Raw genomic sequence first — 21379 nt, 5'->3', positions numbered from 1 at the left:
TATCGGCAACTTCACGCCCAGCTTGAGCCAGCTAGGCGTGGGCAATATATAGTGCCATCCCACAGACTACAGGTGTTGTAAGCGTGAGTATCCAGACCGATGATTTTGCCCCCGTGCCGCCCCAGCGCATGGTGTCCGCCGCCCCCGTATCCAACAGCGAGGAGGCGCAAGAGCGTGCCTTGCGCCCCAAATGGCTGCAGGAATACGTGGGCCAAAGCAAAGTGCGCGAGCAGCTGGAGATATTCATCGGCGCAGCCAAAAAGCGCGGTGAGGCGCTCGACCACGTGCTGCTGTTTGGCCCGCCTGGCTTGGGCAAGACCACGCTCTCGCACATCATTGCCAGTGAGTTGGGCGTGAACCTGCGCCAAACCAGCGGCCCGGTGCTGGAAAAGCCCAAAGACTTGGCGGCACTGCTGACCAATTTGGAGCGCAACGATGTGCTGTTCATCGACGAGATTCACCGCTTGAGCCCGGTGGTGGAGGAAATCCTCTACCCAGCGCTGGAGGACTACAAGATCGACATCATGATCGGGGAGGGGCCTGCGGCGCGCAGCATCAAGCTGGACTTGCAGCCTTTCACCTTGGTGGGTGCCACCACGCGCGCGGGCATGCTCACCAACCCGCTGCGCGATCGCTTTGGCATCGTCTCGCGGCTGGAGTTTTACACCGCCGAGGAGCTGCAGCGCATCGTCACCCGCAGCGCCGGTCTGCTGGGCGTACCGATAGAAGAAGACGGCAGCTTTGAGATAGCCCGCCGCTCCCGTGGCACGCCGCGCATTGCCAACCGCTTGCTGCGCCGCGTGCGCGATTACGCCGATGTGAAAGGTTCTGGGCGCATCACGCTGGACATGGCCAACCACGCGCTGGCCATGCTCGATGTGGATCCACAAGGCTTTGACCTGATGGACCGCAAGCTGCTAGAGGCAGTGATCCACCGCTTTGATGGCGGCCCGGTGGGGCTGGACAACATCGCTGCCAGTATTGGCGAGGAGCGCGAGACCATCGAGGATGTGATCGAGCCGTATTTGATTCAGCAAGGTTATTTGCAGCGCACCCCGCGCGGTCGCACGGCGACGCTGGCCGCCTACCGCCACTTGGGCGTCACCGCACCCAGCGCACCCTCGGTGGATTTGTTGGGTGATTGATGAAAACGGGCTCTAGAGCCCGTCTGTATTGCTGGCGCAGCTATTAATTTGATAGCAATCGAAAGCATTCCGCAGCGGCTTGCACGCTGGCTGCGATATCGGCATCGGTGTGGGCTGCGCTGACAAAGCCTGCTTCATACAGCGCCGGAGCAATGTACACACCACGCTCGAGCAGGCCGTGGAACAGGGTGTTGAAACGGGCCGAATCGGTGCGCATCACGGTGCTGTAGTTTTGTGGCAGATCGGGCATCAGGAAGAAGCCAAACATGCCGCCTTGGCTGTCGGTGCTAAAAGCAACGCCGGCTTGCGTCGCTGCTGCTTGCAGTCCGTTGACGAGGGCTTTTGTTTTTCGGCCCAGCTCTTCGTAAAAGCCGGGGCGGCTGATTTCACGCAGCGTGGCCAATCCGCACGCCGTGGCCACCGGGTTGCCAGACAGGGTGCCTGCTTGGTAGACGCCACCCAAGGGGGCGAGGTTTTCCATCAAGGCGCGTTTGCCGCCAAAGGCTGCGAGGGGCATGCCACCACCAATGACTTTGCCCAGCACGGTCATGTCCGGCTCAAAGCCAGGAATGGCTTGGGCGTACAGGCTTTGGGCGCTGCCGAGGGCCACGCGAAAGCCAGTCATCACTTCGTCGAGTACCAGCACGCTGCCGTGGCGGGTGCACAGTTCGCGGCAGCGCTGCATAAAGGGCACGCTGGCGCGCACAAAGTTCATGTTGCCCGCAATGGGTTCGATGATCAGGCAGGCAATGTCCGCGCCATGCAGGGCAAAAGCCTCTTCCAACTGCTGGACGTTGTTGTACTCCAGCACCAGGGTGTGCTGCACCACTTCGGGCGGCACCCCAGCGCTGGTGGCGGTGCCAAAAGTGGCCAAACCAGAGCCAGCTTTTACCAGCAAGGCATCGGCATGGCCGTGGTAACAGCCTTCAAATTTGACGATTTTGTTGCGTCCGGTGGCACCTCGTGCCACACGGATGGCGCTCATGCCGGCCTCGGTGCCACTACTGACCAAGCGCACCATATCCATGCTGGGCAGGTGCTCTAGGATGGCTTCAGCCAGTTCCACTTCGCGCTCAGTCGGTGCGCCAAACGAGAAGCCTTCGCGTGCAGCAGTCTGCACCGCTTCGAGCACGGCAGGGTGGCCGTGGCCCAGAATCATCGGCCCCCACGAGCCGATGTAGTCGATGTACTGCTTGCCGTTGGCATCCCAAAAGTAGGCACCTTGGGCGCGCTGCACAAAGCGGGGAGTGCCGCCAACGGCTTTGAAGGCACGCACGGGGGAGTTCACGCCGCCGGGAATGACGCGCTTGGCGCGCTCGAACAAGTCTTGGTTACGGTCGCTCATAAAGGGTCTGTGGTTTAGTGTCGGGTGGCGTTGGGGGGCATATCAATGTCGAGGGGAAGGCTGCCGTTGTCGTCATCCTCCTCGTCGGTTTCAGCCTGGGCCCAAAACAGGTGGTCGGGTAGCAAATGCCCCATGCCAAGGCGAAAGCCGCCATCCAAGGTTTGCTGCAAGTAGGCACTGGCTTCGTTGACGGCTTCGACGATTTCCGAGCCTGTGGCCAGTAACGCAGCCAAGGCGGCGCTGAATGTGTCGCCAGCACCAATAAAGCTGGAGTCCAAACGCTCTACGGATTGCGAAGTCAGTGTGGCATTGGGGGTGCAGAGCAAGATGTCCAAGTGTTGGTTGTCGCTGCTCCAGCCTGTCAGTACGGTGTAGGGCACACCCAGTGCATCAGCCGCTCGGGCGATGTCGCGTGGGGAGGCTGGTTTGCTTGCATCCCAGTCGGGAAGCAGCCAGCGTACCAAGGTGTTGTAGCTTCCAACCAACACAGAAGCCAAGGGCAGCAACAATTCTTGGCAAGCATCTTGGTACTGGTCGATGCGGTCATCTTGCCACCAAGATAAGTCGGGCATGTAGAGCAACAGCGGGGTGTCGGCGTAGTCCGAAGCCAGCTCTGCAATGGCGCTGATATTGTCCATGCTGCCTACAAAACCCACCTTGAACATCTGCACTGCAATATCTTCCAGTGCTAAGCGAGCTTGTTCACCAATCGCCTCGTCTTCCAGAGGGTAGTGCGCCATGATCTCAGCGGTGTCGCGCACGTAAGTGCCTGCACATACAGGCAAGGTATGTCCACCCATGGAGGCAACTGTGAGTAGATCGGCTGCAAGGCCAGTGGCACCGACAGGGTCGTTGCTGTTAAAGCACATAACGCATGCAGATTGACCTGCAGCTTCTGTGTCGGGAGAGGGTGCAGGGGAGTCGTTCATGTGCGAAATTTCTCAAGCCTTATAGATGTTTAGTAGCTACAGTCACATCTATACAATCGTTGCATTCTATTCGAAGGCCCTATAAGCTGTGACTGATTTCAAAACTTGGATGTGCTTGATTTGCGGGTGGATTTATGACGAAGCCACAGGCGATCCTGAGCACGGAATTGCGCCCGGCACCCGCTGGGAAGATGTGCCCATGAACTGGGTGTGTCCTGAATGCGCTGCGCGCAAGGAAGATTTTGAGATGGTGCAAATCTAAGCTTGGATTTTGGTTGCGGTTCCACGAGGAGTAGATCAACGTGAATGGTGCCCCCCGTACATACAAGGTGTTGGTTATCGATGACAGCAACACCATTCGCCGTAGTGCGGAGATATTTTTGAAGCAGGGTGGCCATGAAGTGATGCTGGCCGATGATGGTTTTGATGCATTGTCCAAGGTCAATGATTACCATCCCAATTTGATCTTTTGCGATATCTTGATGCCCCGTTTGGATGGATATCAAACCTGCGCCATCATCCGCCGCAACCCCCAGTTTTCTGGTGTTCCAGTAGTCATGCTCTCATCCAAGGATGGCGTCTTTGATAAGGCGCGAGGTCGCATGGTGGGAGCCCAAGACTACTTGACTAAACCATTTACCAAAGACCAGTTGCTGCAAGCTGTTCAGCAGTTTGGTACAGCAATACAAGGAGAATAAAAATGGCCATTAAAAAAGTATTAGTCGTGGATGATTCCAAAACTGAATTGTTGTTCTTGACGGAAACGTTGCAAAAGAACGGATTCACCGTTCGTACGGCAGAAAATGCTGACGATGCGCTCAAGCGTTTGACAGAAGAGGTCCCTGATTTGATCCTGATGGATGTGGTTATGCCTGGACAGAATGGATTCCAGTTGACCCGCTCGATCAATCGCAGTCCAGAGTACGCCCACATTCCCATCATCATTTGTACGAGCAAGAATTTGGAGACAGACCGCGTTTGGGGTATGCGCCAAGGTGCCAAGGACTACATCACCAAGCCCGTGGATCCGGCTGAATTGCTGTCCAAAATCCAAGCCCTTGGCTAACAGGGGTGTTGAATGTCTGATCGGCAAGCACTTCGTGATCTGCAGGCAAGGCTGGCAACCCGTTTGCAAGATGCGCGAACAGGGGTTTCTGTTGCGTGGCTAGCAGTGAAGGCTGCAAATCGACATTTCCTGTTACCACTGGCGCAGTCGGGGGAGATCGTTCCCTACACCCAGCCGCAGGGGGTGCCTTATGCCCAAGCATGGTTTTGTGGCGTCACCAATATCCGAGGCCGTCTCTATGGGGTGGTGGACTTCGCGGCATTTATAGGGGAGTCATCTACCCAAGCGGCGATTGGATCCGAGGCTAGCGTGGTCACACTCAACGGTGCTCTGGATTTGAACAGTGCGTTGCGTGTCGATAGCTTGGAGGGGTTGCGTGGAGCAGATGATTTTGTGTCTTCAACGCCAACGCAGCAAGAGCACATGCCGTACATGGGTTCAATCTTCGTCGATAAAAGTGGGGTGTCATGGCAAGAGGTGAATTTGCGCGCCTTGGCCCAAACCCCAGAGTTTTTGAATATCAGCGCTTCGTATTAAAGGTAGGTTCACATGTCATTGCTCGATAAGCTGAAATCCCGTTTCGCCAAAGCGCCTGAAGAGTTGGATACCGACTCGCGTGTTAGTTTGGGTGTTCCGTCTGATTCGCTAGATGGGTTTTCTGGAGCATCGGATGTGAGAACACGTCAAGTACCGCTGAGTGCGGCTGTGGATGATGTTCCCGCAGAGGATCTGGTGGCTGATGTGGTGTCTGTGCCTTTGTTGGGTAAGCGCACAGCAGCCCAGCACAACCGCGTGCTGTTGGTCTTGTTGGCTGTGTCTTTGTTGGTGTTGTCGGCTTTTGTTGTGCTGGTGCTTAGCCAATCCAACAAAATTGCTTTGCAGCAAGGTGCGCTGGGTCAGGCCTTGCTGCAGTCGCAACGGTTGGCCAAATCGGTAACACAGGCAGTGGTGGGGAGTGCGCAGGCCTTCCCAGACGTGTCTGAAAGTGTTGAGATCCTTTCCAAGTCTGTGGCTGGTTTGGGTAAAGGTGATCCGAGCATGTCCTTGGACGCATTGGATGAGGACATGCAACCCGAGTTGGTCAAGATCAATCCTTTGGTGCAACGGGCATCCAAGAACGCATCGGTCATTTTGGGCCAACAAAAGATGCTGACCCAAATTGGCTCCGCATTGCGCTTGATTAACCGTCAGTCTGCTGATTTGCTGGAAATTGCGGAAGGCGTCTCTTCTCTCAAACTGCAACAAAACGCGCCTGCGACAGAAATTTCAGCCGTGGGGCAGTTGGTCATGCTGACGCAGCGTATCGGTAAGTCATCCAACGAGTTCTTGACTGCTGAGGGCGTGAGCCCGGAAGCGGTCTTTTTGTTGGGTAAAGACTTGAATACTTTCAAAGAAGTGGCGGAGGCTTTGCTCAATGGCAGCGCCGAGTTGAAAATCGCCGCGCCCAAAGATTCCGTACTGCGTGAGCAGCTACAGAGCTTGCTCAAAACCTACGAAGACACCCGAGTGCAAGCGGGAGCCATTTTGGGTAACTTGCAGGGTTTGGTTGCTGCACGTGAGGCGGAGTCCATCATCATTGCGGACAGTGAGCCACTGCGCCGCAATTTGGAGGATTTGCAAGTCCAGTTGTCTGATCGCGCCGGTATTGACCCTCGCGCGTTAGTGGCCATGGTTGTCGTTGCGCTGTTTGCGTTGACCTGTGCAGGTGGCTTGTCGTATGTGCAGATTCAAGAAAGCCGTCGCCGCCAAATTTTGGCGGAGCAACAGCGCTTGGAAGCGGAAAGTCAAGAGCAAGAAGCCAAGCGCGTCAATGATGCCAACCAAGCAGCCATTCTGCGCTTGATGAACGAGTTGCAAACAGTGGCTGAGGGTGATTTGACCCAAGAAGCGACGGTGACGGAAGACATTACGGGGGCGATTGCCGATTCGGTGAACTACACCGTGGAAGAGTTGCGCTTGTTGGTATCTAACGTGCAAAACACGGCTTCTCGTGTGGCCCGGACAACATCGGAAGTGGATGCCACGTCGACCGAACTGTTGGCAGCTTCCAATGAACAGTTGCATGAAATCCGCGCCACGGGCAACTCGGTGGTGGAAATGGCCAGCCGTATTAACAATATGTCCAGCCAAGCGCAAGAATCTGCGCAAGTCGCGCGCCGCTCTTTGCAAGCCGCCGAGTCAGGCTTGCAGGCGGTGCAAAACGCGATCGGTGGTATGAACACCATTCGCGATCAAATTCAAGACACTGCCAAACGCATCAAGCGACTGGGTGAGTCGTCTCAAGAGATTGGTGAAATCACCGAGCTGATTTCTGACATTACTGAGCAGACCAACGTTTTGGCGCTCAATGCTGCCATTCAGGCTGCTTCTGCTGGTGAGGCAGGGCGTGGCTTCTCGGTGGTGGCCGAAGAAGTGCAGCGTTTGGCCGAGCGTTCTGCCGAAGCGGCCAAACAGATTGCTGTACTGGTGAAGGCCATTCAAACCGATACGCAAGATGCGATTGGCGCTATGGAACGTTCGACCATGGGGGTGGTTGAAGGGGCCAAGCTGTCTGACAATGCGGGTACAGCCTTGGCAGAAATTGACAGGGTGTCACGCCAAGTTGCTGAGTTGATTGAACAAATTTCGAATTCTGCTTCGCGTGAAGCGGAGTTGGCCAACGGCGTGGCCAACAGCATTCAGCACATTTTTGCCGTGACGGAACAAACTGGTGAAGGTACCAAGCTGACTGCCAACCAAGTGCGAGAACTCTCGCGCATGGCGGAAGACCTGCGCCAATCGGTAGCCCGTTTCAAGATTGCTTAATTTTCGACAGCCGCTAACCAGGAGAGCCTGAGCGCATGATGTCCCAAACAGTTGCCAGCGCACAAGTGGCCTCTCAGGATGACCTGGGACCATTGGTGTGGGTGCTCGATGAGCTTCGCAAATCTCTGGATGGCGCGTCCAAAGCGTTGCGGCGTTTTGTTCGCGATGCTGAGATTGCCCGCACCGAAGGTCTGACCGATCTGGATACCAGCCATCTTCGGATTGCGCGCCAGCAATTGCACCAAGCGGTCGGTGCGTTGGAGATGGTTGGCCAGTCCTCGGTGGCTAAGCTAGTTCGCGCCATGGAATCTTTGGTTCAACGCTATGTACAGCGTCCCGAGTTGTGCAGTGATGATGCCGCTTCTGCAATGGAGCGGGCCAGTTTTGCGGTCGTGGAATATTTGGAAACCTTGCTCAAGGGCAAGACATCATCGGCCGTCGCTTTGTTTCCCCAGTGGCAGGCTTTGCTCGAATACGCCGGGGAGTCTCAACGTATTCATCCCGCAGACCTCTGGTTGTCTCAATGGACTTGGCGTGATGTTGGACTGGATGATTCGGTTACCGCTACGGAATATGCGCCGAGTACGCGGCAATCCATGGAGCAAGCGCTGCTGCGCTATGTCAGATACAGCGATTTGAAAGCGGCGCACAAGTTGTCAGACCTTGCACAAGGTCTGTCGCGACAAGCAGGGGCATCGACCGATGTGCGTGCTTTCTGGGCTTTGGCTGCAGCATTCTTTGAGGCTTTGGCGCAGCAACTGCTGCCAGTTGATGTATATGTCAAACGCATCGCATCACGGGTATTGCAGCAATACGTCAGTTTGGCGACAAAAAACACTCCACCCTCCGAGCGAGTGGGGCACGAGTTGCTGTTTTTTTGTTCCCAAGCCCTTCCTTCTTTGGATGGGGCAACGCCTGTTCTGACAAAAGTGAGGGACGCCTATGGGCTGGCTACAACGCGTCCAGTGGAATACGCTAAAGAGCAATTTGGACGCTTTGACCCCACCGTTTTAGCGACAGCGCGCAAACGCATCACTACAGCGGCAGAAACATGGTCTGCCTTGGCGGGAGGCGATGTCCAGCGCTTGAAGCAGGCTGCAGATCAGTTTGCCAGCGTTGCAGAGTCGATTGCCAAACTGCATGCGGAAAACCAGCCTCTGGCCCAGGCCTTGGTGGATGTGGTGCAAGCCACTGTCCAATCAGGCGCAGCTCCCAAGCCTTCCGTGGCCATGGAAGTGGCTACGGCGGTGCTGTATTTGGAAGCCGCCTACGATGAGATGGATCCAAGTGATGAGCAATTGGCCGTGCGTGGTCAACGTCTGGCGCAGCGCTTGGATCACGTTCGTGCAGGGGGCGCTCCTCAGCCCTTAGAGGCGTGGATGGAGGATTTGTACCGCCGTGTCAGTGACAGGCAGACCATGGGCAGTGTTGTCGATGAGTTGCGTCACACCTTGACCGAGGTGGAAAAGTCACTGGATGCGTATTTCCGCAATCCTGCAGATACCAGTGTACTGGCCCAAGCCCCCAACCAGATTGCCCAAATGCGTGGGGTTTTCTCTGTGTTGGGTATGGATCAGCCAGCCACGGCAGCGCTGCGCATGCGTTCCACGGTTGAGGATTGGATTTTGGCTGCTGGCAAACCCAAGCCCCACCAAAGCCAAGAGTTTGAGAAGGTCGGCAGTAGCTTGGGGGCTATGGGCTTTTTGATAGACATGCTGAGCTATCAGCGTGCTTTGGCCAAAACCATGTTCGTATTTGATGAAGAGCAAGGCGTCCTTCGTCCGACCATGGGGCGCAGGCAAGATGAGAATGCTCCAAGTGGAGCAGATGACGATGGGTTGGCGGAGGACTTGGCTCAGTTGCAAGCACTCATGCAGACCGATTCGCTCAGTGACGAAGTTGCAACCAGTGCACCCAATGTGACGCAGGCACCTGCATCCGTTGTTCTGACGCCGGATGAAGATGACGATGATTTGCTTGGTATCTTCTTGGAAGAGGCGCGAGAAGTCATCCACAATGGCCAAGAGGCTTTGGGTGCCCTCAAGGCCGATAACACCAATTTGGCAGATCAAACTACGCTGCGACGTGCTTTCCATACCCTCAAGGGCAGCTCTCGCATGGTGGGTTTGACCGAGTTTGGGGAGGCCGCATGGGCTTTTGAGCAATTGCTCAATACCTCATTGGCTGAGCACAAGCCTGCAACAGAAGAAATGCAGCTGATTGCAGGCCATGCCATGGCTGCTTTTGGTCAATGGGTGCGCGACATTGAAAGCCAACAAGCATCCACTTGGAGTGCGCAACCATTCCGTATTACGGCCGATGCGTTGCGACTGGAAGGCCGTTTGGCTCCGCTGCAAGTACCTACGCACGCCCGTGATAGTGTTCTGGCCGCTTTGCATCCCAGTCTTAGCGATGGCCACGTAGCAGTAGAAACTCAACATCCGGCACAGGAAGAGGGTCAGCAGGCAGAATCGCTAGCCCACGCCGATTTTGCAGCGACGCAGTCTGCTGCAATAGAGGAGGCACCTCCATCGGTCGAGATGGTGGATTTCGCCGATACCGCTCCGGGCGTTGCAGAAGATGATTCAAAGCTGCCCGCAATCAATGAGTTGCCGCATCTGATCGACATCCCCCAAGACATTACAGAGCCGAATCTTGCCCAAGATGCGCCTATCGCCATTGAGCCTGCTGTCACCGAGAGTGTCATCAGTCTGGACTTCCCCGCGGTTGATGTAACACAAACCAGTAATCAGCTGGAGTCGACGTCAGCGCCGCAGGCCGAGGTTGTTGCAGAGGATATCGATTTTGCTTTGGAGTTGGACTTCCCTGCGGAGGCTGTAGCTCCTCCGTCATTGCCTGTAGTGTTGGAGGTGAACCCACCGCCCAAGCCCGAAGACGAGATCAAGGTGGTGGGCCATTTGCGCATCAGTCCAGCGCTGTTCAATGTCTTCTTGGGTGAGGCCGATGAATGGTCGCAGAAGTTACAAGAGTCTGTGCAGCAGTGGCGCGCTGATTTGGCATTGGGTGTGCCTGAGGCTGCCATTGCGTGTGCCCACTCGTTGTTGGGTAGTTCCGCTACGGTGGGCTTTACAGCGCTGTCAGAGTTGGCTCGCGCATTGGAGTCTGCATTGGAGCATTTGCAGCGCCATCTCCAATCGCAGTCCGCACATGCGGACTTGGCACTGGCTGCCGCACTCGATATCCGTCGACTCCTGCACCAATTCGCTGCGGGTGTCTTGAAGGAAGCGGATGAGGATGTATTGGTTCGTTTGCATGCGCTGGCTGCTCAAGATTTCTCTGAAGATGTGCGGGCTGTTGAAATAGATGAACCGCTTGTTGCAACGTCGGACGCAGTATCTGAGCCTGAGTTTGGTTTGGAGGCGATAGAACTACCAGAAGTGCTGATTGCCCTCGACGATGCGACATCGCCTCCCGTTGGGGCTCCTGTGGAGGCCAGCAGCACTGCGGCTAACTTTGTGGCAGCGCCACTGGTTGTGTTGTCAGCGCAAGACGACGATTTGGATGCAGTGGATAACCTGGATCCTGATTTGCTCGAAATATTCCGCGAAGAGGCCGATGAACTGATGCCTGCTTTGGGTACTGCGCTGCGTTTGTGGGTGGATACGCCCACTTTGCTCGATCAGCGCGCCCAAGTGTTGCGTTTGCTGCACACCCTCAAGGGCAGTGCTCGTTTGGCCGGAGCAATGCGCGTGGGTGAAATGGCGCACCGCATGGAAACTGCCATTGAAAGCTTGGGAAGTGATGGCCTGCAGACAGTGCAAATTGAACCCCTGCTAACCCGTTTCGACACCATTCAAACGGCAGTTCAGGGCTTGGAGGCCAATCCTGAACTATCTCCAGAATGGGAGTCGTCCGCACTGGATGCCGCGGAGATCACGCAAGATACACAAATTGCTGCAGTTCCCGAAGCGTTTGTGTTGGAGGCACGTGCAGCAGAAGATGGCATAGACAGTGGCGCAGCAGAGGCAGTCAAGCCTGAGCGGGTGGTCAAACCAGCTGTGGTCATGCCCAAAATTGCCGTGCGAACTCCTGTGCAATCGGCTGTGGCCAAAGCTACAGGGCAGCAGACAGTGCGCGTGCGTTCGCAGTTGATTGACCAGCTACTCAATCAAGCCGGTGAGGTGCTCATTGCGCGCTCGCGCATGGATGAGCATGTGGGACAGATGCGCTCAACGTTGAGTGATCTGACGGGCAACTTGGATCGCTTGCGCCAGCAGTTGCGTGATGTTGAGGTCCAAGCCGAATCGCAAATGCAGTCCCGTTTGGCGCAAGCCAAAGACAGCGCGCAGGGGTTTGATCCACTGGAGTTTGACCGCTTTACCCGTGTGCAAGAGCTCACCCGCATGATGGCCGAGTCAGTGAACGATGTGGCCACTGTGCAGCGTAACCTTCAGCAGTCCATTGATGGTGCCGAGGATGATTTGATCGCCCAAGCCCGTCAGGCCCGGGAGTTGCAGCGCGACTTGCTGCGCACCCGCATGGTGGAGTTCGACTCGATTGCTGATCGTCTGTACGGTGTGGTGCGCCAAGCCTCCAAGGATGCTGGCAAGCAAGTTCGTTTGGAAATTGAAGGTGCCAATATTGAGGTGGATCGTGCCATTTTGGAGCGTATGGCACCAGCCTTCGAGCACTTGTTGCGCAACGCAATTGCCCACGGGGTTGAGTCAAGCGATGCTCGCCAAAAAGCAGGCAAAGCTTTGGTGGGGCAAATCCAGTTGGGCGTTGAACAAGAGAGCAACGAAGTCTCGGTGGTCTTCAGCGACGATGGTGCTGGTCTGAATCTGCAACGCATCCGTGAAAAAGCCCAAGCGGCAGGATTGGTGTCGGCAGATGCAGTCTTGACCGATGCTGATGTGGCGGAGTTGATCTTCCATCCCGGCTTGTCTACTGCCGATCAGGTCACTGAATTGGCTGGCCGCGGGATTGGCATGGACGTCGTGCGTGCCGAGGTGCAGGCAGTGGGTGGCCGTATTGAAACCCATACCGAAACCGGGAAGGGAACCCAATTCAAACTCGTGTTGCCATTGACAACCGCCGTGACCCAAGTGGTTTTGCTGCGCATGGGGAACTTCACCATGGGGGTTCCGGCCAACAACATGGAGATCGTGTTGCGCGTATCCCCCGATGGCTTGGCCAACGCCTACCGCAGCAACCAGTTTGAGTACGGCATGCAGGCCATGCCCTTCTTTTGGGCTGGTGCCTTGCTTCAAGTATCGCGCCAGAGTGAGGAGCCCGTCGGTAAAACCACCCCAGTGGTCATCATGCGCAGTGCAGGTCAACACGTCGCATTGCACGTGGACGAAGTGTTGGGCAACCGCGAAGTGGTGGTCAAGAACTTGGGGGCCCAGCTCTCGCGTTTGCCGGGGCTTGCAGGCATGTCGGTGTTGCCCTCCGGTGCTGTGGTGTTGATCTACAACCCCGTGGCATTGGCAGCGGTCTATGGTGAGCAAGTGTTGGCGCAAGCCAGTGCCGAACCGTTGGTGACTGATGCGCCACAAGTTGCAAGCCCGGTGGCAACTGGCAGTGCACACGACAGCACGCCTTTGGTGCTCGTGGTGGATGACTCCATCACGGTGCGTCGGGTGACCCAACGGTTGCTGCGCCGAGAAGGCTATCGCGTGGCCTTGGCCAACGATGGTTTGCAAGCCTTGGAGCGTTTGCAAGAAGAAGTGCCTGCCGTGGTGCTGTCGGACATTGAAATGCCGCGCATGGATGGGTTTGATTTGGCGCGCAACATCCGTGCGGACGACAAACTCAAGCATTTGCCCATCATCATGATTACTTCCCGTATTGCGGAGAAGCACCGCGAGCATGCCAAAGCGATCGGGGTCGATCACTACTTGGGCAAACCGTACTCGGAAGAGCAATTACTGGCCTTGGTGGCTGGTTACTGCAAACAGCCCGAAGCAACAACTTCATAAAACCTCAGTAGCTCCATTCATCGGGGCGCTGGCGCGTGCTATCTGGTAGCGCGCCAGCGTTTCGGTTCGGGCTACTTTCAAGTCCACCATCGGACTGGGGTAATGCGCAGGTGGGTGCGGCGCCAGCCACGGGCTGTGGATGTGCTTGTCGTCTAGGCCTTGCAGTTCCGGGACATAGCGGTGGATAAAGGTGCCATTCGGATCGAATTTCTCGCTTTGGTTGATCGGGTTGAAGATGCGAAAGTATGGCTGCGCGTCGCAACCGCTGGAGCTGCACCACTGCCAACCACCGTTGTTGGCGCTGAGGTCAAAGTCCAGCAGGTGTTCGGCAAAGAATGCTTCACCGCGCTGCCAGCTGATACCCAGTTGCTTGACCAAAAAGCTCGCACTCACCATGCGCAGGCGGTTGTGCATATAGCCGCTGTGCAGGAGTTGGCGCATGGCCGCATCCACCAGTGGATAGCCGGTTTGGCCGCTGGTCCACGCTTGCCAGCGGGTCTCGGCCGTGGCACCACTTTCCCACGTGATGCGGTCATACACCGGGCGAAAAGCACCTTGCACCACATGCGGAAAGTGGGCCAGTATCTGGGCGTAAAAATCGCGCCATGCAAGCTCCGCCAGCCACTTGCTGGCCCCTTCTATGCCCTGCAGGTGTTGCGCCACCGCTTCTTGTACCAAGGTGCGAATGCCGATGGTGCCAAAGCGCAAATGCACGCTCAGGTAACTAGGGCCTTTGATGGCGGGGAAGTCACGTCGCGTGTGGTAGTGGGGCATGCGTTGCACAAAATCCTGCCACGCCTGTGTGGCGCCGTGCTCCCCGGGGGCAATGGGGAGTTGGCTCAAGTTAGTGGATTCAAAGCCCAGCGCAGCAAGGGCTGGCACGCCGGTGTGCAACAGTGCCGTGTGCTTGGATAACGCAGCCTGGTGGAGCTGGGCATCCCAGCCCTGTAGCTTTTGCAGTGCAGCAGGCTCAAGTTGGTAGGGGGCTTGTGGCTGGCGCAGGGTGCGCGCCAGCCACTGTTTGTAATAGGGCGTGAACACCGTGAACGGCGTACCCGCTTGGGTGAGCAATTCGGCTTGCTCCCACAGCACATGGTCTTTCAGCGACACCAAACGAATACCGTTTTGTTGCAGAGCCTGCTCCACTGCTCGGTCACGTTGCACGGCGGCGGGTTCGTAGTCTCGCCCTGTGAACACCGCGCCCACTTGCAGCGAGTGTGCCAAGGCAGGAATGGCCTGCGCCGGGTCGCCTTCGAGCACGATGAGCTGGCTGTGCGCAGGCAATTGCGCCTGCAAATCGCGCAGGCTCTGCAGGATGAATTCCACTCGCCGATCGCGGCGTGGCAGGGTATCGAGGATGGTGCGATCAAGCACAAAAACACACCAAACGGCCTCGCATTGCGCCGTGGCGGCATGCAGGCTGGGGTTGTCTTGCAAGCGCAAGTCGCGGCGCAACCAGACCAATCCGCGGGGAAGGAGTGTGGGCATAGCTAGAATTCGGGTTTATGCCCGGCGATTCTCCAACCATTCAGCTCCAGCATCACTTCTTGATCGCAATGCCCGGTTTGGAAGACCCGGTATTTGGCAAAAGCCTCGTGTACGTGTGTGACCACGGTAGCCACGGGGCCTTGGGCCTCATTGTCAACAAGCCTGCCGACGTGGATTTGAAAACCCTGCTCGACAAGTTGGACATGCCCCTGCAGCGCGAAGACCTGATGCAATCCCCCGTCTACATGGGTGGCCCCGTTCACACCGAGCGGGGCTTTGTGCTGCACACGGCCATGCCCGCCGCCTCCATGACGGCCGATGATGCCGACCATGGCCCCACGTACGGTGCCACCATGCGCGTCACGCCCGATGTGGAAATGACCACTTCGCGCGATGTGCTGGAGTCCTTGGCCGAGGGCAAAGGCCCTGCGCAGGTGCTGGTGTGTTTGGGCTACAGCGCCTGGGGCGCTGGCCAATTGGAGAGTGAGCTGGCCGAGAACGCTTGGCTGACCGTGCAGGCCGATCCGCGCATCTTGTTCGATGTCGCCCCCGCCGCCCGTTACGACGCCGCCCTCAAGCTGCTGGGGCTGGAGCCATGGATGCTGTCTAGCCAATCGGGGCGCGCATGAACCAGTTCAGTTCCACTACCAAGCCCACTCCTAAGCCCGTGTCGCCCCAGCACAGCAGCTTCATGGCGTTTGACTTTGGCACCAAGCGCGTGGGCGTGGCCACGGGCAGCCGCATGCTGGCCACGGCCAGCCCCAAGGGATCTATCCATGCCCAAGGCGATGCCCGTTGGCAGCAGATTACCAAGCTCATCCAGGAGTGGCAGCCCGATGCCTTGGTCATCGGCGTGCCCTATCACCCCGATGGACAGCCTCACGAGAACACTGCATTGGCACAAAAGTTTGGTCGCCAGTTGCACGGCCGTTTTGGCCTCACGGTGCACGAGGTCGATGAGCGCTACAGCACCACCGAGGCTTTGGCTTCGGGTGCCAAAGACGCGGATGCCGCCTCGGCCTGCATCATCTTGGAACAGTTTTTAAGGAGTTTGTCGTGAGCAATTTACTCATCGATGCCGAAGCGCTGTATGGCGCGCTGTGCAGCGGTGCTGCAGCCCTGCGTGGCCCGCAGACGCGCTTGGTGGGCATCACATCAGGTGGTGCATGGCTGGCCGAGCGCCTGCAGCAAGACTGGGCTTTGCCAGGCCAGGCAGGGCGCATTTCGTCTGCCATGCACCGGGACGACTTTGCCCAGCGCGGCCTGTCGGCCAAAGGCCAGACCGAGCTGCCGTTTGACGTCAACGGCGCTGACATCTTGCTGCTCGATGACGTGCTCTACACCGGGCGCACCATCCGCGCCGTCATCAACGAGCTGTTTGACTACGGCCGCCCTGCCAGTGTGCGTTTGGCGGTGCTGGTGGATCGGGGGGGGCGCGAGTTGCCCATCCAAGCCGACTTTGCTGCCGCCCGCATCACCTTGGCTGCCAGCCAGTCGCTGGCCTTGGCACGAGGCGACGACAACCGCTTTACTTTCGACATTCAGGAGGCATGACCACCATGCTGTACAAGCGCAACCCCCAGCTCAACCGCCACGGCGAACTGGTGCACCTGCTCAGCACCGAAGGCCTGCCCCGCGACATCTTGCTGCACATACTGGATACCGCCAGCAACTTCGTATCGTTCAACGACCGTGAAGTGAAAAAAGTGCCCTTGCTGCGCGGCAAGAGCGTGTTCAACCTGTTCTTTGAAAACAGCACCCGCACCCGCACCACCTTCGATATCGCCGCCACGCGTCTGTCGGCCGACGTGTACACGCTGGACATTGCCCGCAGCTCCACCGCCAAGGGCGAGTCGCTCTTGGACACCATCGCCAACCTGTCGGCCATGGCGGCTGACATGTTCGTGGTGCGCCACAGCGAGTCGGGCGCGCCCTACCTCATCTCCCAGCACGTAGCGCCGCATGTGCACGTCATCAACGCGGGCGATGGCCGCCATGCCCACCCCACCCAGGGGTTGTTGGACATGTACACCATCCGCCACTACAAGAAAGACTTTGCCAACCTGACCGTGGCCATCGTCGGTGACGTGCTGCACTCGCGCGTGGCACGCTCGGACATCCATGCCCTGACTACCTTGGGCGCTGCCGAAGTGCGCGTGGTAGGTCCCACCACCTTGGTGCCATCGGACTTGTCGGCTATGGGCGTGCGCGTGTGCCACACGCTCGAAGAGGGCATCAAGGACTGCGACGTCATCATCATGCTGCGCTTGCAAAACGAGCGCATGAGTGGCGCGCTGCTGCCATCTACCCAAGAGTACTTCAAGACCTTTGGCCTGACGCCCGAGAAGCTGCAGTGGGCCAAGCCCGATGCCATCGTCATGCACCCCGGCCCCATCAACCGCGGTGTGGAGATCGACTCCGCCGTGGTGGACGGGCCGCAAAGCGTCATCTTGCCGCAGGTGACCTTTGGCATTGCCGTGCGCATGGCCGTCATGAGCATCGTGGCGGGCAACGACGCCGATCCGCGTTGAGTGGACAGCGATGGACAAGAAGGAGAAAAACATGAACCTGTTGATTCAAGGCGGACGCGTCATAGACCCAGCCAGCGGAGCCGACCATGTGGCCGATATTGCCGTGGCCGATGGCCGCATCGTCGCCATCACCCCTGCTGGGCAAGCGGGGCATTTGCCAGCGGGTTTTGTACCCAAGCAGACCATCGCCGCCCAAGGCTTGGTGGTGGCCCCCGGTCTGGTGGATTTGTGCGCCCGCTTGCGCGAGTCTGGCCAAGCGCAGAGCGGCCAGCTAAGCAGCGAACGTGCCGCCGCTGCCGCTGGCGGCGTCACCACCTTGGTGTGCCCACCTGATACCAACCCCATCATGGACGAAGTGGGCTTGGTAGAAATGTTGCGCTACCGCAGCCAGATCCAAGGCGGCCCGCGTGTGCTGCCGCTGGGCGCGCTGACCCGTGCCTTGGCTGGCGAGGTGCTGGCCCCCATGCAACAACTGGCGCAAGCAGGTTGCGTCGGCTTTGGCCAGGCCGAGGTTCCCGTTGCCGATACCCAAGTGCTGCAACGCGCCCTGCAATACGCCGCCACCTTTGGCTACAGCGTGTGGCTGCGCCCGCAAGACCTGCACCTGGGCAAAGGCGTGGCCGCCAGTGGTGCGCTGGCCACCCGCATGGGCTTGACTGGCGTTCCCGTGGCCGCTGAGACGATTGCCTTGCACACCCTGTTTGAGCTGGTGCGCGGCACCCGCACGCGTTTGCATCTGTGCCGCATCAGCAGTGCAGCCGGTGTGGAGTTGGTGCACCAGGCCAAGGCCGAGGGCTTATCCGTGACCTGCGATGTGAGCGTCAACTCCCTGCATCTGACGGATGTGGACATTGGTTACTACGACAGCCGCATGCGCCTGAACCCGCCGCTGCGCCAGCAGCGCGACCGCACGGCCCTGCGCGCTGGTTTGGCCGACGGCACCATCGACGCCTTGGTGTCCGACCACACTCCGGTCGATACCGACAGCAAAACCCTGCCTTTTGCCGAGGCCACACCCGGTGCCACTGGCGTAGAGTTGCTGTTGAGCTTGGCGCTGCACTGGGCCGAGCAAGACAAGCTGGCCTTGCCCCAAGCGCTGGCCGCCCTGACACACCGCCCCGCTGCGGTGCTGGCAGGCACTGCACCCCAGGGCTGCGGTGCATTGCAAGTGGGTGGTGTGGCTGACTTTGTGCTCTTCAACCCGCTGGCCCGCTGGCAAGTGTTGCCCGAGCAGTTGCGCAGCCGTGGCCAGCACACACCGTTTGCAGGCTATGAGCTGCCCGGCACGGTGCAGCACACCGTGGTGGCCGGCGTGCCGGTGTACCAGCGCGCCGCCTGATGACAATGCGCAAAGCATTGGCCGTGTTGCGCGCTGGCTGGCGCATGCTGCGCGTTGTGGCCCACTTGTCGCTTGGTTTAGCGCGGGCGTATTGGCAATTGCCACGCTTGACACAAGCGCAGCGTGAACAGGTGGTGCAAGCCTGGGCGCAAGCCATGTTGCGCCACATAGGCATACGCGTGCAGGTGCTGGGCCAGCCTGCGGCGGGCCCCGTCATGCTGGTGGCCAACCACATCTCATGGTTGGACATCGTGGTGATGCACGCCGCGCAGTACTGCCGGTTTTTGTCCAAATCCGAAGTGCACCACTGGCCTGTGGTGGGGCGCTTAGCCGATGCGGCAGGCACGCTCTACATCGAGCGCGACTCGCGCCGCGACGCCATGCGCGTCATGCACCACATGGTCGAACGCTTGCAGGCGGGCGATGTGCTGGCCGTGTTCCCTGAAGGCACCACGGGCGATGGCACCGATGTGCTGCCCTTCCATGCCAATTTGCTGCAAGCAGCCATCAGCGCTGGCGTTGCGGTGCAGCCCATTGGCTTGCGCTTTGTCGATGCCAACGGCGCGCTCAGCCTGGCCCCTTGCTACGTGGGCGACGACAGCCTGCTAGAGAGCCTGTGGCGCACCCTGTGTGCCAATGGTTTGGTGGCCCAGGTGCATTTTGGGGAACCGCAGCTAGCGCAGGAGCGTGATCGCCGAGCTTGGGCACAAGACCTGCGCCAAGCAGTGATTGCTTTGCGCTAGCGCAAAGTGGCTGGCACAGGCGCGGCCTACCATGCTGGAAAAGCTGCATTGAGCAGCCCCGAGGAGGCTTCCTACCATGTTCCCTGAATACCGCGACCAAATTTCCCGCTTGAAGACCAGCGACCAGCATTTCGCCAAGCTGTTCGATGAGCACAACGCGCTGGATCAGCACATCAAAAACATTGAATCCCATATCGTGGGAGGCACTCCTGCTGAAGTCGAGCAGCTCAAGAAGCGCAAGTTGCAACTCAAAGACCAGCTCTACGTCATTTTGCAAAAGGCAGCGTAGGCGTCAGAGCAATTTTTCCTTGTGATTTCAGAGTTCTTGCGGTTGCGGTGAACGGGACTATCTGATTTGATGGCTGTACAGCTAGATAGTCGGATTTGAAACGCAACACGGGGAGAACTCTGTATGTCTGATCTGTCAGATGCCATGGTGCACCATGGGTCGGTGCAATCTATCGGCGTGCCCCGGGAAATATTCCCCGGTGAAAAGCGCGTCGCCACCGTGCCCGATGTGGTGGAAAAGCTCATCAAGCTGGGCTTCAAAGTCGTGGTCGAGTCGGGCGCGGGCGAGCAAGCCAATTTCAGCGATGAGGCCTACGTCGCCGCTGGCGCCGAAATCGCCCCAGGCGCAGCGGCGCTGTGGTCGGTCGCCGACATCGTGTTCAAGGTGCGCGCACCCAGCACCGAAGAAGTCGCCCTGATGCGCGAAGGCGGCTCGCTGATCAGCTTCATTTGGCCGGCCCAAAACCCCCAGCTCATGGAACAGCTCAAAGCCAAGAAGGCCACCGTGCTGGCCATGGACGCGCTGCCCCGCACGCTGAGCCGAGCCCAGAAGATGGACGCGCTGACCTCGATGGCCGGCGTGAGCGGCTACCGTGCCGTGATCGAAGCCGCCAACGCGTTTGGCCGCTATTTCAACGGTCAGATCACCGCTGCGGGCAAGGTGCCCCCGGCCAAGGTCTTTATCGCCGGTGCTGGCGTGGCCGGTTTGGCCGCCATCGGTACTGCCGTGGGCCTGGGTGCCATCGTGCGCGCCAACGACACCCGCCCTGAAGTGGCCGACCAAGTCGTGTCCCTGGGCGGCGAGTTCGTCAAGGTGGATTACGAAGAAGACGGCTCGGGCGGCGGCGGTTACGCCAAGGTCATGAGCGAAGGCTTCCAGGCGGCTCAGCGCGAAATGTATGCGCAGCAGGCCAAGGAAGTGGACATCATCATCACCACCGCGCTGATCCCGGGCAAGCCCGCGCCGCGCCTGATCACGGCCGACATGGTGAAGTCCATGAAGCCGGGCAGCGTGATCGTGGACATGGCCGCTGAACAAGGCGGTAACTGCGAACTGACTGAGCCGGGCAAGGCGGTGGTCAAGCACGGCGTGACCATCGTGGGCTACACCGATCTGGTGTCCCGCTTGGCCAAGCAATCCTCGACGCTGTACGCCACCAACCTGCTGCGCCTGACCGAAGAGCTGTGCAAGGCCAAGGACGGCGTGGCCGTGGTCAATATGGAAGACGACGCCATTCGCGGCCTGACCGTGACCAAAGGCGGCGAAATCACCTGGCCCGCGCCTCCCCTGCCACAAGCTGCAGCACCGGCACCCAAGGCCGCTGCCCCCGTGGAGCAAAAGAAGAGCGGCCACGGCCATGGCAACAGTGCGCCCATGCCTGCAAAGACGCTGGCCATCATCTTCGCGGTGGCGGCGGTGGCGTTCTGGTTCATCGGTGCCAACGCTCCGGTGGCCTTCCTCGGTCACTTCACCGTGTTCGTGCTGGCCTGCTTCATCGGCTACATGGTGGTCTGGAACGTGACCCCGGCCCTGCACACGCCGTTGATGAGCGTGACCAACGCCATCTCGAGCATCATCGCGATTGGCGCACTGGTGCAAATTGCGCCGCCCGAAGTGGGTGGCGGCCGCCCGGATGAGCTCATCCGCTGGCTGGCGTTTGCCGGCATTGTGCTGACCGCCGTCAATATGTTCGGTGGCTTCGCTGTGACACGTCGCATGCTCGACATGTTCCGCAAATAAGAACAAGAGGGAAACAC

General features: G+C 58.6%; 18 protein-coding genes. 15 read left to right on the top strand and 3 right to left on the bottom strand.

What is annotated here, in order from left to right; all coding sequences use genetic code 11:
• The first annotated feature begins 83 nt into the window (after positions 1 to 83).
• Positions 84 to 1145 (top strand): Holliday junction branch migration DNA helicase RuvB, encoded by a 1062-nt coding sequence (gene ruvB / locus KIK84_RS06030; RefSeq protein ID WP_214122128.1) that lies wholly within the window; start codon positions 84 to 86, stop codon positions 1143 to 1145.
• Positions 1146 to 1188: 43 nt separating this feature from the next.
• Here the strand turns inward: ruvB and hemL are convergent, their stop codons facing one another.
• The gene (gene hemL, locus KIK84_RS06025) at positions 1189 to 2490 is read right to left on the bottom strand and encodes a glutamate-1-semialdehyde 2,1-aminomutase (RefSeq protein WP_214122127.1); all 1302 of its coding nucleotides are present in this window, start codon (positions 2488 to 2490) and stop codon (positions 1189 to 1191) included.
• Between the two features lie 14 nt (positions 2491 to 2504).
• Positions 2505 to 3419, bottom strand: a complete 915-nt coding sequence (gene thiD, locus KIK84_RS06020) for a bifunctional hydroxymethylpyrimidine kinase/phosphomethylpyrimidine kinase (RefSeq protein WP_214122126.1) — start codon at positions 3417 to 3419, stop codon at positions 2505 to 2507.
• Between the two features lie 109 nt (positions 3420 to 3528).
• Here thiD and KIK84_RS06015 point away from each other — a divergent pair, with 109 nt between their 5' ends.
• The 6 genes from KIK84_RS06015 to KIK84_RS05990 are packed head-to-tail and all read left to right on the top strand — an operon-like array spanning position 3529 to position 13232.
• Complete coding sequence (locus KIK84_RS06015; RefSeq protein WP_250207823.1) at positions 3529 to 3681, top strand: rubredoxin; 153 nt, start codon at positions 3529 to 3531, stop codon at positions 3679 to 3681.
• A 40-nt stretch (positions 3682 to 3721) separates the two neighbouring features.
• Positions 3722 to 4117 (top strand): response regulator, encoded by a 396-nt coding sequence (locus KIK84_RS06010; RefSeq protein ID WP_502757539.1) that lies wholly within the window; start codon positions 3722 to 3724, stop codon positions 4115 to 4117.
• A gap of 2 nt (positions 4118 to 4119) precedes the next feature.
• The gene (locus KIK84_RS06005) at positions 4120 to 4485 is read left to right on the top strand and encodes a response regulator (protein ID WP_214122124.1); all 366 of its coding nucleotides are present in this window, start codon (positions 4120 to 4122) and stop codon (positions 4483 to 4485) included.
• 12 nt (positions 4486 to 4497) lie between these two features.
• Positions 4498 to 5022 (top strand): chemotaxis protein CheW, encoded by a 525-nt coding sequence (locus KIK84_RS06000; RefSeq protein WP_214122123.1) that lies wholly within the window; start codon positions 4498 to 4500, stop codon positions 5020 to 5022.
• Positions 5023 to 5034: 12 nt separating this feature from the next.
• Positions 5035 to 7290, top strand: coding sequence for a methyl-accepting chemotaxis protein (locus KIK84_RS05995; protein ID WP_214122122.1), 2256 nt, complete (start codon positions 5035 to 5037; stop codon positions 7288 to 7290).
• Positions 7291 to 7328: 38 nt separating this feature from the next.
• On the top strand, positions 7329 to 13232 hold the full coding sequence (locus tag KIK84_RS05990; protein ID WP_250207774.1) for a hybrid sensor histidine kinase/response regulator: 5904 nt from the start codon (positions 7329 to 7331) through the stop codon (positions 13230 to 13232).
• Here KIK84_RS05990 and KIK84_RS05985 read toward each other — a convergent pair.
• The gene (locus KIK84_RS05985; RefSeq protein ID WP_214122120.1) at positions 13227 to 14720 is read right to left on the bottom strand and encodes a cryptochrome/photolyase family protein; all 1494 of its coding nucleotides are present in this window, start codon (positions 14718 to 14720) and stop codon (positions 13227 to 13229) included. The two genes, KIK84_RS05990 and KIK84_RS05985, sit on opposite strands and share 6 nt — an antisense overlap.
• A gap of 17 nt (positions 14721 to 14737) precedes the next feature.
• On the opposite strand from KIK84_RS05985, the gene KIK84_RS05980 reads away from it, so the two are divergent.
• The 8 genes from KIK84_RS05980 to KIK84_RS05945 all read left to right on the top strand — a co-directional run bounded on the left by KIK84_RS05980 (position 14738) and on the right by KIK84_RS05945 (position 21362).
• Positions 14738 to 15349: a YqgE/AlgH family protein gene (locus KIK84_RS05980; RefSeq protein ID WP_214122119.1), complete on the top strand. Its 612-nt coding sequence runs from the start codon at positions 14738 to 14740 to the stop codon at positions 15347 to 15349.
• Positions 15346 to 15780, top strand: a complete 435-nt coding sequence (ruvX, locus tag KIK84_RS05975; RefSeq protein WP_214122118.1) for a Holliday junction resolvase RuvX — start codon at positions 15346 to 15348, stop codon at positions 15778 to 15780. Before KIK84_RS05980 ends, ruvX begins: the two co-directional genes overlap by 4 nt.
• Positions 15777 to 16274, top strand: a complete 498-nt coding sequence (gene pyrR, locus KIK84_RS05970) for a bifunctional pyr operon transcriptional regulator/uracil phosphoribosyltransferase PyrR (protein WP_214122117.1) — start codon at positions 15777 to 15779, stop codon at positions 16272 to 16274. The genes ruvX and pyrR overlap by 4 nt, the downstream gene beginning before the upstream one ends.
• Positions 16275 to 16279: 5 nt before the next feature.
• Positions 16280 to 17251 (top strand): aspartate carbamoyltransferase catalytic subunit, encoded by a 972-nt coding sequence (locus tag KIK84_RS05965; RefSeq protein ID WP_214122333.1) that lies wholly within the window; start codon positions 16280 to 16282, stop codon positions 17249 to 17251.
• Positions 17252 to 17282: 31 nt separating this feature from the next.
• The gene (locus KIK84_RS05960; RefSeq protein ID WP_214122116.1) at positions 17283 to 18590 is read left to right on the top strand and encodes a dihydroorotase; all 1308 of its coding nucleotides are present in this window, start codon (positions 17283 to 17285) and stop codon (positions 18588 to 18590) included.
• Positions 18591 to 18595: 5 nt separating this feature from the next.
• Positions 18596 to 19333 (top strand): lysophospholipid acyltransferase family protein, encoded by a 738-nt coding sequence (locus KIK84_RS05955; RefSeq protein ID WP_250207773.1) that lies wholly within the window; start codon positions 18596 to 18598, stop codon positions 19331 to 19333.
• A 76-nt stretch (positions 19334 to 19409) separates the two neighbouring features.
• Positions 19410 to 19622, top strand: coding sequence for an HP1242/YdcH family protein (locus KIK84_RS05950; protein WP_214122115.1), 213 nt, complete (start codon positions 19410 to 19412; stop codon positions 19620 to 19622).
• Between the two features lie 144 nt (positions 19623 to 19766).
• On the top strand, positions 19767 to 21362 hold the full coding sequence (locus tag KIK84_RS05945) for a Re/Si-specific NAD(P)(+) transhydrogenase subunit alpha (RefSeq protein WP_214122331.1): 1596 nt from the start codon (positions 19767 to 19769) through the stop codon (positions 21360 to 21362).
• Positions 21363 to 21379: the final 17 nt, after the last annotated feature.

The sequence above is a fragment of the Curvibacter sp. CHRR-16 genome, from assembly GCF_018474005.1.
GTDB lineage: Bacteria > Pseudomonadota > Gammaproteobacteria > Burkholderiales > Burkholderiaceae_C > Allorhodoferax.
The sequence above is the reverse complement of the archived record's forward strand: the minus strand, read 5'-3'. Positions and strand labels throughout refer to the sequence as shown.